This window comes from Streptomyces sp. NPDC020875, assembly GCF_040641415.1.
In the GTDB taxonomy this organism is placed as follows: Bacteria; Actinomycetota; Actinomycetes; order Streptomycetales; family Streptomycetaceae; genus Streptomyces.
Genome location: NZ_JBFADP010000054.1, coordinates 43,311 through 56,749 on the forward strand (window position 1 = coordinate 43,311; position 13,439 = coordinate 56,749).

Sequence of the window (13,439 nt, forward strand, 5' to 3'; positions counted from 1 at the left end):
GAAGGGAGAAAGATGAGTGGCGCAGCCACCGATATCGCCGTGATCGGCATGTCGTGCCGCTTCCCCGGCGTACCCGACCTGGCGGCGTACTGGCGTCTGCTGCTCGAAGGACGCTCGACCGTCGGCACGTTCCCCGAGCGACGGGCCACCCCGCCGGGCGGGCCGTCCCGCCCGCCGCACCCGGACGCCGCGACCGTGCGCCACGGCTCCTTCTTCGACACCGTCGACGGCTTCGACGCCGCGTTCTTCGACACGGGACCGGCGGAAGCCGCCGCCATGGACCCCGTCCAGCGACTGGGCCTGGAACTCGCCTGGGAGGCCGTGGAGGACGCCCGGATCCCGGCCACCGCCATCGCGGGCCGCCGGATCGACGTCGTGGTCGGCGCCGAGCCCTCCGGCTACGCACTGCTGCGCGGCGCGTCCGGCAGCGACCGGGACGACCACTACGCGGCGCTGGGCTCCGGCGGCACGCTGATCGCCAACCGGATCTCCCATCTGTTCGACCTGCGGGGCATGAGCCTCTGCGCCGACTCGGGCCAGTCCTCGTCGCTGGTGGCGCTGGCACTGGCCTGCGACCGGATCCGGGGCGGCGCGGTCGAGACGGCGCTCGCGGGCGGAGTGCGTCTGATCACGGACCCGGCGGCGGGCCTCGGTATGGCGAACCTCGGCGCCCTGTCACCCGACGGCCGCTGCCACACCTTCGACGCCCGGGCCGCCGGCTTCGTCCGGGGCGAGGGCGGCGCGTTCACCCTGCTCAAGCGGCTCGATCGGGCCGTCGCCGACGGCGACCGCGTCTACGCCGTGATCCGGGGCTGGAGCGTCGGCAGCGGCGGAGCCACCTCCCGGCCGCCGGACCCCAGCCCCGGAGCGCAGGCGGCGACCGTACGGGCCGCCCTCGAACACGCGGCTGTCCCGTTCGGGGACATCGACTACATCGAGGCCCACGGCACCGGCACCCGGCTCGGCGACCCGGCGGAACTCTCCGGCCTGCGCGAGGTGTTCCGGGCGACCGGCCGGACTCGCCCCCTGGTGATCGGCTCGGTCAAGACGAACATCGGACACCTGGAGCCCGCCGCCGGAATCGCCGGACTGGTGAAGGCGGCGCTCTGTCTCGACCGCGCCCGGCTGGTCCCCAGCCTGAACTTCCGGACACCGAACCCCGCCGTCACCGACTTCGAACGGGACTTCGAGGTCCCGCGTACCGCCCGGCCCTGGCCCGACGCTCCCGGAAGGCCCCGGCGAGCCGGAGTGTCGGCGTTCGGCATGGGCGGCACCAACGCCCATGTGGTCCTCGAAGCGGCACCCGACAGCCGGTCCGGGAAGGCGGACGGCGAAGCGGACGGCGAGGCGGACGGCCAGGCCACCGTGGTCCGGACCGATGCCCTGCCCTGGGTTCTGTCGGCCCGGTCGGAGTCCGCCCTGCGGGCCCAGGCGGCCCGACTGCGCGAACGCGTGGCCGATGACCCGTCGCTGTCCGCGGCCGATATCGGGCACTCCCTGGCGGTGACACGGACCCTCTTCGAACACCGGGCGGTCCTGCCGGGCGGCGACCGGACGGCAGCCCTGGCCGGCCTCGACGCGATCGCGGCGGGCGAGAACACGACCGGGGTGATCCGGGGATCCGCCGGGGAACCGGCGGGCCCGGTCGTCTTCGTCTTCCCCGGCCAGGGCTCGCAGTGGCCCGCCATGGGCCGTCGGCTCTACGAGGAGTCGGACGTCTTCGCCCGGAGCATGGACGACTGCGCGCGGGCCCTCGCCCCCTGGCTGGACTGGTCACTCCTGGACCTGCTGACCGGCGCGCCGTCGGCACCGTCCCTGGACGACGGGGACGCCGTGGTCCAGCCCGCTCTCTTCGCGATGATGGTCTCCCTGGCCCGGGTCTGGCGGTCCCTGGGAGTCGTCCCCGACGCCGTGGTGGGCCATTCGCAGGGCGAGATCGCCGCCGCCTGCGCGGTGGGCGCCATCCCCCTCGACGACGCGGCGCGGATCGTCGCCCTCCGCAGCCGCGCACTGACCGAACTCGCCGGTCTGGGCGGGCTGACCGCGGTCTCCGCGCCCCTGGCATGGGTCGAGGGCCGCCTGGGCGAGTGGCCGGACCGGCTCTCCGTGGCCGCGGTCAACGGACCGGGCTCCGTGGTGATCGCTGGGGACCCGGAGGCGCTGACCGGGTTCGCGGCGCAGGCGGCCGATGCCGGGATCCGGGCCCGCCGGGTCAGGATCGACTACGCCTCCCACTCCCACCAGGTCGAACGCATCAGGGACCGGGTGATCGAGGCGGCCGACGGGGTGACACCGCGACGCGTGGCGGTCGAGTTCCACTCCACGGTCACCGGCGGGCCACTGGACACGGACCGGCTCGACGGCCCGTACTGGTATGACAATCTGCGGGCGACCGTACGCTTCGGTGAAGTCGTCGAACGGCTGATGCGAGCCCGCGGCGGTGTGTTCGTCGAGGTCAGCCCGCATCCTGTGCTCACGGTGGCGATGGCGGAGACGGCCGACGCGCTCGACGCGACGCCGCTGATCGCGGGCACCCTGCACAGGAATGACGGCGGCTTCGGCCGGATCATCACATCGCTCGCCGAACTCCATGTCCGGGGCGTACCCGTGAACTGGGACGCGGTCTACGCCGCCGGGCACCCGCGCCGGATCGACCTGCCGACCTACGCGTTCCAGCGGGAGCGGTACTGGCTGACGGCGCCCGATGCCACCGATGCCACCGACAGCGCCGACCGTGGCGGGGCCGGTGCGGGTGCGGGTGCCGGGGTGGCGGAGCCGCGTTCGGAGACGGCGGCCCTCGATCTCGTCTGCGCCGAGGCGGCGGCGGTGCTGAGCACCGAGGACACCCGGCTGACCGGCGCCGATCTCGCCGCCCGGTCGGCCGAGACCTTCAAGGACCTGGGCTTCGACTCCTCGATGGCCGTACGGCTCCGCAACCGGCTCACGGCCACCGCGGGCGTACGGCTCCCGGCCACCGTCGCCTTCACCCACCCCACACCGCGCGCCCTCGGCCGGCACCTGTTCTCCCTGCTCGCGCCGGAAGGCCCGGATCTACCGCCCGACCAGGACTCCGAACCGGGCAAGGAAAGCCGGAGTGACGATGAATTGTACGAATTGATCGACCGCGGATACGTGTAGCGCCATTCGTTCGTCCGAGCAACTGTTGGGGAGGCCCTGGTGGAGGACGTCGACAAGCTCCGGTCCTACTTGCGCCGCGCCGTCGACGACGCGCAGGCCCTGCGCGGAAGGGTGCGCGAACTGGAGGAGTCCGCCCGCGAGCCCATCGCGATCGTCGGCATGTCCTGCCGCTACCCGGGCGACGTCCGCACCCCGGAGGACCTGTGGCGCCTCGTGGAGCGGGGCACCGACGCCATCACCGACTTCCCCGCGGATCGTGGTTGGGATGTGGAGGGCCTGTACGACCCCGATCCGGACCGGCCCGGTACGTCGTACGTCACCAAGGGCGGGTTCCTGGCGGATGCGGCCGGGTTCGACGCGGGGTTCTTCGGGATCGGTCCGCGCGAGGCGACGGCGATGGACCCCCAGCAGCGGTTGCTGCTGGAGACGGCGTGGGAGGCCGTGGAGCGTGCGGGTATCGATCCGGGCGGGCTGCGCGGCAGCCGCACCGGTGTCTTCGTCGGCGCGATGACCCAGGACTACGGTCCCCCGCTGCACGACGGTGCCGCCGGATACGACGGCTATCGGCTCACCGGCCAGACCGCGAGCGTCGCCTCCGGCCGGGTCTCGTACGCCCTCGGACTCCAGGGCCCCGCCGTGACGGTCGACACCGCCTGCTCGTCCTCCCTGGTCGCGACGCATATGGCGACCAGGGCGCTCCGCGACGGCGAATGCGATCTGGCTCTGGCGGGCGGTGCCGCCGTGATGGCCACACCGGGCATGTTCGTGGAGTTCAGCCGACAGCGGGGCCTCGCGGGGGACGGCCGGTGCAAGGCGTTCGCGGAGGCCGCCGACGGAACGGCGTGGGCGGAGGGTGTGGGGCTGCTGTTGCTGGAGCGGCTTTCCGACGCGCGGCGAAACGGTCACCGGGTGTTGGCGGTGATTCGTGGGTCGGCGGTGAATCAGGACGGCGCCAGCAATGGCCTGACCGCCCCCAACGGTCTCTCCCAGGAAGAGGTCATACGCCGGGCACTGAGCAGTGCGGGGCTCGTACCGCAGGACGTCGATGTGGTCGAGGCGCATGGTACGGGGACGGCGCTGGGCGATCCGATCGAGGCGCAGGCGTTGCTCGCGACGTATGGCCAGGGCCGTTCGGAGGGGCGGCCGTTGTGGCTCGGGTCGTTGAAGTCGAATATCGGTCATGCTCAGGCGGCGGCGGGTGTGGGTGGGGTCATCAAGATGGTGATGGCGATGCGGTACGGGGTGTTGCCGAGGACGTTGCATGTGGACGAGCCGTCGTCGTTCGTGGACTGGTCGGCGGGTTCGGTGGAGTTGTTGACCGAGACGCGGTCCTGGCCGGAGGTGGATCGTCCACGGCGGGCGGGTGTGTCGTCGTTCGGTGTGAGCGGTACGAACGCGCATTTGATTGTGGAGCAGGCGCCGGAGGTCGTGGAGGAGGGTGAGGGTTCCGAGCCTGTGGTGGTGGCGGGTGGGGTGTTGCCGTGGGTGGTGTCGGCGCGTTCGGAGGGGGCGTTGCGTGAGCAGGCCCGTCGGTTGCTTGATTATGTGGATCGTCGTCCTGGGGTGACGTCTGTCGAGGTGGGGCACGCTCTGGCGACGAGTCGGGCGGTGTTCGACCATCGGGCCGTGGTCATCGGCCGAGAGCCGGTGGAACTGAGGGCAGGACTAGCCGCGTTGGCGATCGGCGAACCTTCGAGCGGGGTGGTGTCGGGCGTCGCGCCCGGGGGCTCGGGTCGTACGGCTTTCGTCTTTCCCGGGCAGGGGGCGCAGTGGATCGGTATGGGCGTGGGGTTGTTGGATTCCTCGCCTGTTTTCGCCGAGCATCTGGGGGCTTGTGCGGCGGTTCTTGAGCCGTTTACGGGTTGGGATGTGGTGGATGTTCTTCGGGGTGTGGAGGGTGTTCCGGGGCTGGATCGGGTGGAGGTGGTTCAGCCTGCGTTGTGGGCGGTGATGGTGTCGCTGGCGCGGTTGTGGGAGCACTTGGGCGTCGTCCCGGATGCGGTGGTGGGTCACTCCCAGGGGGAGATCGCTGCCGCGCATATCGCGGGGGTGCTGTCTCTTGAGGACTCGGCGCGGGTGGTGGCGCTGCGGTCGCAGACGATCGCGGCTCTCGCGGGACCGGGCGGGATGGTTTCCCTGCCCTTGTCCAGTTCGGATGCCTCGGTTCTGATCGAACGATGGAACGGACGGCTTACTGTCGCCACGGTCAACGGACCCACCGCCACGGTGGTCGCCGGTGATATCGATGCCGTAGAAGAGTTGCTGACGCACTGCGAGGACGTGCAGATCCGCGCGCGGAGGATCCCGGTGGACTACGCCTCACACACCCCCCACATGGCAACCCTCAAGCATCGGTTGCTGGAGCTGCTTTCCCCGATTCAGCCCCGGCCTGGCTCTGTCGCGTTCTATTCCTCCGTCGCCGGTCATACCGGTGGTCCGATGCCGGACACCACGGTGATGAATGCCGGGTATTGGTACGACAATCTGGCCACGACTGTTGATTTCGAGGCTGCGACGAAGGCTTTGCTGGACGACGGCCACGCCCTGTTCGTCGAGGCGAGTCCGCATCCGGTGCTGACGTATCCGGTCCAGGAGACTGCCGAACAACACGCCGATACGGCTGGCGTCACCGTGACCGGCACCCTTCGTCGGGACGACGACACCTGGCAGCGCGTCCTCACATCCCTCGCCACCGCCCACACCCGTACCGCCATCGACTGGACCCGTTTCTACGCCCCCGCCACGGGAGCCGTCGACCTCCCCACCTACCCCTTCCAGCGTGAGCGGTTCTGGTTGGAGTGGTCGGGTGGGGCGGGAGATGCGGGTGTGGTGGGTCAGGGGGTGCTGGGGCATCCGTTGTTGGGTGCGGTGGTCGAGCTGGCCGGCGCGGACGCGGTGGTGCTGACGGGCCGGTTGTCGTCGGCGTCGCAGGCATGGCTTTCCGATCATGTGGTGACCGGTGCCGTGGTGTTGCCGGGCGCGGTGTTGGTGGAGATGGTGCTGCGGGCCGGGGACGAGGCGGGTGTCGACGGTGTCGAGGAGTTGACGCTTGAGGAGCCGCTGATTCTCTCCGGCGGCGCGGGGGTGCGGTTGCGGGTGGAGGTGGGGGAGTCCGATGACACCGGGCGCCGCCCGGTCGGCGTGCACTCCCGGCCCGAGGGTGAGGAGACCGGCGCGCCGTGGACCCGACACGCCACCGGCACCTTGACCGCCCGGATACCCACCGGACCGGATGACGCGGCATGGGCACGTCCGGCGGCCTGGCCCCCGTCCGGAGCGGTCCCGGCCGACGCCGAGGAGTTGTACGCGTCCCTGGCGGACGAGGGGTATGAGTACGGGCCGGAGTTCCAGGGTGTGCGGGGGGTTTGGCGGCGCGGGAACGAGGTGTTCGCCGAGGTGGTGCTGTCGGAGGAGCGGCAGGGGGAGGTGGCGGGGTTCGGTCTGCATCCGGTGCTGCTGGACGCGGCGATGCACGCCGGGCTGATCCCGAGCCAGGATTCGGGTTCGGGTGGCGGTTCGCTGGGGCTGCCGTTCGTCTGGTCGGGTGTGCGGCTGTACGCGACGGGAGCCGTGCACGCCCGGGTACGGCTGACGCCGACGGGCCGGTCCTCGTTCGCCCTGGAGCTGGCCGACACCGAAGGCGCCCCCATCGCCTCCGTGGACAACCTGGCCCTACGCCCCGCCGACCCCGCGCGGCTCACCGGTACACCGGGCGGACACCATGACGCCCTGTACCGGTTGGAATGGGTCCGGCATACGGCTCAGGAGTCCGACGGAGGTACGTCCGGCCCATGGGCGCTGGTCGGCGATGATACTTTCGGACTCGCCGCCGCCGTGGACGCCGACCGGACGACGCGATACGCCGATCTGTCCGCGCTCGCCGCCGCCCTCGCCACCAGCGCCCCGGAATCCGCCTCCGGCAGGCGCCCCGAGCTGGCCCTGTTCTGCCCCCGGCCCACCGAGCACATTTCGAGCGGTGACCCCGTCGCCGTACGGGCCGCGTTGACCGAGGCGCTGCTCCTGGTGCGGTCCTGGCTGGCCGACGAGCGATTCACCGGGCTACGGCTCGCGGTGGTCACCAGGGGCGCGATGTCCGCCGGGAGCACGACGGATCCCGATCTCGCCCTGGCGGCGGTATGGGGGCTGCTCCGCTCGGCGCAGACGGAGAACCCCGACCGGATCGTCCTCGTGGACATCGACGCGGACGAGTCATCCCTCAGTACCCTGCCGTCGGCGCTGACCCTCGGCGAACCGCAGCTCGCGGTGCGCGCGGGCGGGATTCTGGTGCCGAGGCTCACCCGGGCCGCCGGTCCCGCGGAGGACCGGGGCGCCGGGAAGACCACGACCACCAGGTCACCACTGGGCGATCCGGAGGGCACCGTACTGATCACCGGTGGCACCGGCACGCTCGGCGGACTGCTGGCCCGCCATCTCGTGACCACGTACGGGACACGGCATCTGCTGCTGGCCGGCCGACGCGGGCCGGACGCCGACGGGGCACCCGAACTCGTCACCGAACTGACCGCGCTCGGAGCGACGGCCACGGTCGTGACCTGCGATGTCGCCGACCCCGTCGCGCTCGCCGCCGTACTGGACGGGATCCCCGCCGGGCATCCCCTGACCGCCGTCGTCCACGCCGCGGGCGTACTCGACGACGGTCTGTTCACCGACCTGACCCCGGACCGCCTCGACTCGGTCCTACGGCCCAAGGCGGACGCGGCCTGGCATCTGCACCGGCTCACCAAGGGCCGGGAACTGTCGGCGTTCGTGATGTTCTCCTCAGTCATGGGCGCGCTCGGCGGCGCCGGACAGGGCAACTACGCGGCGGCCAACGTCTTCCTCGACGCCCTCGCCGAACACCGCCGGGCGCGCGGACTCCCGGCCGTCTCCCTGGCCTGGGGCCTGTGGGAGCCGCGGAGCGGACTCACGGGCGATCTCGACCGGGCGGACCTGGCCCGAATGGCCCGGACGGGCCTGGTGCCGCTGACGCCGGAGCGAGGGCTCGCCCTGTTCGATTCGGCACTCGCCCGCGACGAGCCGACGCTGGTACCCGCCGGGCTGGAAGCCGCCCGGTCGGCCCGGGACGGCGGCGCACCGGTACCGGCCGTGCTCGGCGCGCTGGTACGTCCCCGTACGACCCGGCGTACGGCGGCCGGACCCGGAACGGCGGCCGGTACGGCGGGCGGACGACGCTTCGCCGGGATGGCACCGGCCGACGCGGAGCGGGAGCTGCTGGAGGTCGTACGCGCTCACGCCGGTGCCGTACTGGGACACGGCGAACCGTCGGCCGTCCGGCCCGACAGCACCTTCCGGGAGCTGGGCTTCGACTCCCTCGCCTCCGTCGAACTGCGGAATCGGCTCACGGACGCCCTCGGTCGCCGACTGCCCGCCACGGCGGTTTTCGACTATCCGACACCGGTGGCGCTGGCGCGGTACTTGCGGGGTGAACTGCTCGGCGACGCGGCCGATGCCGGTGCCCATGTCCATGCCCATGCCGGACCCGTGGTCACGGGGACTGCATGGGACGAGCCGATCGCCGTGGTGGGAATGGGCTGCCGACTGCCGGGAGGCATCGACTCGCCCGAAGACCTGTGGGAACTACTGGCGGCGGGCGGCGACGCGATCTCCGATTTTCCGGCGGACCGTGGCTGGGACCTGGAGGGGCTGTACGACCCCGATCCCGATCGGCCCGGAAAGAGCTACGTCCGGGAGGGCGGCTTCCTGGCGGATGCGGCCGGGTTCGACGCGGGGTTCTTCGGGATCGGTCCGCGTGAGGCGACGGCGATGGATCCGCAGCAGCGGTTGTTGCTGGAGACGGCGTGGGAGGCCGTGGAACGTGCGGGTATCGATCCGGGCGGGCTGCGCGGCAGCCGGACCGGTGTGTTCATCGGTGCCATGAACCAGGAGTACGGCTCACTACTGCACCAGGCCCCCGAAGGAATGGACGGCTATCTGCTGACCGGCAAGACGGCCGGTGTGATCTCCGGCCGGCTGGCCTACTTCCTCGGGCTCGAAGGCCCGGCGATCACGGTCGACACGGCCTGCTCGTCGTCCCTGGTCGCACTCCATCAGGCGATCCACGCACTGCGCCAGGGCGAATGCCCCCTCGCGGTAGCCGGTGGAGTAGCCGTCATGGCCACACCCGGTGTGTTCACCGAGTTCAGCCGACAGCGCGGCCTGGCGGCGGACGGTCGGATCAAGGCGTTCGCCGCCGCCGCCGACGGCACCGGCTGGGGTGAAGGCGTCGGCGTTCTGCTGCTGGAGCGGCTTTCGGACGCGCGGCGGAACGGTCATCGGGTGTTGGCGGTGATTCGTGGTTCGGCGGTGAATCAGGACGGTGCGAGTAATGGGCTGACGGCGCCGAACGGGCCTTCGCAGGAGCGGGTGATTCGGCAGGCGCTGGCGAATGCGGGGCTTGCGGCGGATGAGGTCGATGCCGTGGAGGCGCATGGTACGGGGACGACGCTCGGGGATCCGATCGAGGCGCAGGCGTTGCTCGCGACCTACGGCCAGAACCGTCCTGAAGAACGGCCGTTGTGGCTCGGCTCCCTGAAGTCCAATATCGGCCACACCATGGCGGCCTCCGGGCTGGCCGGTGTGATCAAAATGGTGCTGGCGATCCGGCACGGCGTACTGCCGAAGACCTTGCATGTGGACGAGCCGACACCGCATGTCGACTGGTCGACGGGTGGAGTCAGGCTACTGACGGAGCAGCGCGCATGGCCGGATGCCGACCGTCCGCGCAGAGCCGCGATCTCCGCCTTCGGTATCAGCGGGACGAACGCGCATTTGATTGTGGAGCAGGCGCCGGAGGTTGTGGAGGGGGGTGAGGGTTCCGAGCCTGTGGTGGTGGCGGGTGGGGTGTTGCCGTGGGTGGTGTCGGCGAGGTCGGAGGGGGCGTTGCGTGAGCAGGCCCGTCGGCTCCTCGATCATCTGGATCGTCGTCCTGGGGTGACGTCTGTCGAGGTGGGGCACGCTCTGGCGACGAGTCGGGCGGTGTTCGACCATCGGGCTGTAGTCATTGGCCGGGATCAGTCTGATTATCGGGACGGACTGGCGGCGTTGGCGGCCGGTGAGCCCTCTGGGCGGTTGGTTTCCGGTGTGGCTTCTGGCGAGGCGGGTCGTACGGTCTTCGTCTTTCCCGGGCAGGGGGCGCAGTGGATCGGTATGGGTCTGGGATTGCTGGAGTCCTCGCCCGCCTTCGCCGAGCATCTGGAGGCTTGTGCGGCGGCTCTTGAACCCTTTACGGGTTGGGATGTGGTGGATGTTCTTCGGGGTGTGGAGGGTGTTCCGGGGCTGGATCGGGTGGACGTGGTTCAGCCTGCTCTGTGGGCGGTGATGGTGTCGCTGGCCCGGCTCTGGGAGCACCTGGGCATCGTCCCGGACGCGGTGGTGGGTCACTCCCAGGGGGAGATCGCGGCGGCTCATATCGCGGGTGTGCTGTCTCTGGAGGATTCCGCGCGGGTGGTCGCACTGCGGTCACAGACCATCGCGGCGATGGCCGGATCCGGTGGAATGGTCTCCCTGCCGCTGCCCCGGTCGGATGCCTCGGCTCTGATCGAACGGTGGGCTGGTCAGGTTTTCGTAGCGGCGGTGAACAGTCCGCTGTCGACCGTGGTCGCAGGCGATGCCGACGCCTTGGCGGAACTCCTGGCGCACTGCGAGGACGTGCAGATCCGGGCGCGGAGGATCCCGGTGGACTACGCCTCCCACACCCTCCACATGGAAGCACTCAAGGATCGCTTGCTGGAGCTGCTTGCCCCGATTCAGCCCCGGCCTGGCTCTGTCGCGTTCTACTCCTCCGTCGCCGGTCATACCGGTGGTCCGATGCCGGACACCACGGTGATGAATGCCGGGTACTGGTACGACAATCTGGCCACGACCGTCGACTTCGAGGCTGCGACGAAGGCTCTGCTGGACGACGGCCACACCCTGTTCGTCGAGGCGAGTCCGCATCCGGTGCTGACGTATCCGGTTCAGGAGACCGCCGAGGACCACGCGGGCACTGTTCGAGTAACCGTCACCGGCACCCTTCGTCGCGACGACGACACCTGGCAGCGGGTTCTTACGTCCCTCGCCACCACTCATCTCCAGACCGCCGCCGACTGGTCGGTGTTCTATCCGACGGATCGGTCCGCACACCTCGACCTCCCCACCTATCCCTTCCAGCGTGAGCGGTTCTGGTTGGAGTCATCGGGTGGCGCGGGAGATGCGGGTGCGTTGGGTCAGGAGGTGCTGGGGCATCCGTTGTTGGGTGCGGTGGTCGAGCTGGCCGGCGCGGACGCGGTGGTGCTGACGGGCCGGTTGTCGTCGGCGTCGGTCGGTTGGCTGTCCGATCCTGTGGTGCCGGGCGCGGTGTTGGTGGAGATGGTGCTGCGGGCCGGGGACGAGGTGGGTGTCGACGGTGTCGAGGAGCTGAGGCTGGAGGAGCCGCTGGTTCTGCCCGACCGGGCAGGGGTGCGGTTGCGGGTGGAGGTGGGGGAGTCCGATGACACTGGGCGGCGCACGGTCGGCGTGCACTCCCGACCTGACGGTGAGGAGACCGGCGCGCCGTGGACCCGACACGCCACGGGCACACTCACCCCGGACGGCTCGGTGTCCATGCCGTCGTGGGACGCGCGGATCTGGCCTCCGACCGGGGCAGTGCCCATGGAGGTCGACGGGTATCAGTACGGGCCTGGGTTCCAGGGTGTGCGGGGGGTTTGGCGGCGGGGTGAGGAGACCTTTGCCGAGGTGGTGCTGTCGGAGGAGCGGCAGGGGGAGGTGGCCGGGTTCGGTCTGCATCCGGTGCTGCTGGACGCGGCGATGCACGCCGGTGGCGTTTCGTCGGGGCTGCCGTTCGTCTGGTCGGGTGTGCGGCTGTACGCGACGGGAGCCGTACACGCCCGGGTACGGCTGACGCCGACGGGCCGGTCCTCGTTCGCCCTGGAGCTGGCCGACACCGAAGGCGCCCCCATCGCCTCCGTGGACAACCTGGCCCTACGCCCCGCCGACCCCGCGCAACCGACCACGGCGGACACCCCGCCCGCAGAGTCGGAGATCACGGCCCGTCCTCGTATCACCCGGCGTACCGCCGCCGGATCGACAGCCGGGCAGCGGTTCGCCGGGAAATCCCCGATCGACGCGGAGCGTGAGCTGCTGGAGGTCGTACGTGCTCACGCCGGCGCCGTACTGGGGCACACCGGAGCGTCGGCGGTACGACCCGAGAGCACCTTCCGGGAACTCGGCTTCGACTCGCAGTCCTCGATCGTCCTGCGCAACCGCTTGACGGAGGCCGTCGGCCTGAGGCTCCCCGCCACGGCGGTTTTCGACCACCCGACACCGGTGGTGCTGGCGCGCTACTTGCGCGGTGAACTGCTCGGCGACGCGGCCGATGCCGGTGCCGAACCCGTGGTCGCGGGCACGGCATGGGACGAGCCGATCGCCGTGGTGGGAATGGGCTGCCGACTACCGGGAGGCGTCGGATCCCCGGAAGAACTGTGGGACCTGGTGGCGTCCGGGACCGAAGCACTTTCGGAGTTCCCCACGGATCGTGGTTGGGATGTGGAGGGGCTGTACGACCCCGATCCGGACCGGCCCGGTACGTCGTATGTCACCAAGGGTGGGTTTCTGGCGGATGCGGCCGGGTTCGACGCGGGATTCTTCGGAATCAGCCCGCGCGAGGCGACGGCGATGGACCCCCAGCAGCGGCTGCTGCTGGAAACCGCGTGGGAGGCCGTCGAGCGTGCGGGTATCGATCCGGGCGGGCTACGCGGCAGCCGGACCGGCGTCTTCGTCGGCGCCGTATCGCTCGAATACGGCACACCACTGCACCAGGCCCCCGAAGGTATGGACGGCCTGCTGATGACCGGCAAGATGACCAGTGTGATCTCCGGCCGACTGGCCTACTTCCTCGGACTCGAAGGCCCGGCGATCACCATCGACACGGCCTGCTCGTCGTCCCTGGTGGCGCTCCACCAAGCGGTGCATTCACTGCGCCAGGGGGAGTGCACCCTCGCGGTCGCCGGAGGAGTGTCGGTGATCGCGAGCCCGGGGGTCTTCACCGAGTTCAGCCGACAGCGCGGCCTCGCCCCCGATGGCCGGGTCAAGGCGTTCGCCGCCGCCGCCGACGGCACCGGCTGGGGTGAAGGCGCCGGCGTTCTGCTGCTGGAGCGGCTTTCGGACGCGCGGCGAAACGGCCATCGGGTGTTGGCGGTGGTTCGTGGGTCGGCGGTGAATCAGGACGGTGCGAGTAACGGGTTGACGGCGCCGAATGGGCCTTCGCAGGAGCGGGTGATTCGGCAGGCGCTGGCGAATGCGGG

2 protein-coding genes are annotated in these 13,439 nt (G+C 70.8%); both read left to right on the forward strand.

Annotated elements, in window-relative coordinates; translation table 11 throughout:
• Positions 1 to 12: 12 nt before the first annotated feature.
• Entirely contained in the window at positions 13 to 3,138 is a 3,126-nt protein-coding gene (locus tag AB0G74_RS27085) for a type I polyketide synthase (protein WP_361151128.1), read from the forward strand.
• Between the two features lie 39 nt (positions 3,139 to 3,177).
• The coding region (locus AB0G74_RS27090; RefSeq protein ID WP_361151131.1) for an SDR family NAD(P)-dependent oxidoreductase at positions 3,178 to 13,439 on the forward strand (10,262 nt) is incomplete at its 3' end.

Bases quoted from the DNA above. Each gene is read 5' to 3' on its own strand.
- AB0G74_RS27085 (WP_361151128.1), top strand. From the start codon at position 13: ATGAGTGGCGCAGCCACCGATATCGCCGTGATCGGCATGTCGTGCCGC.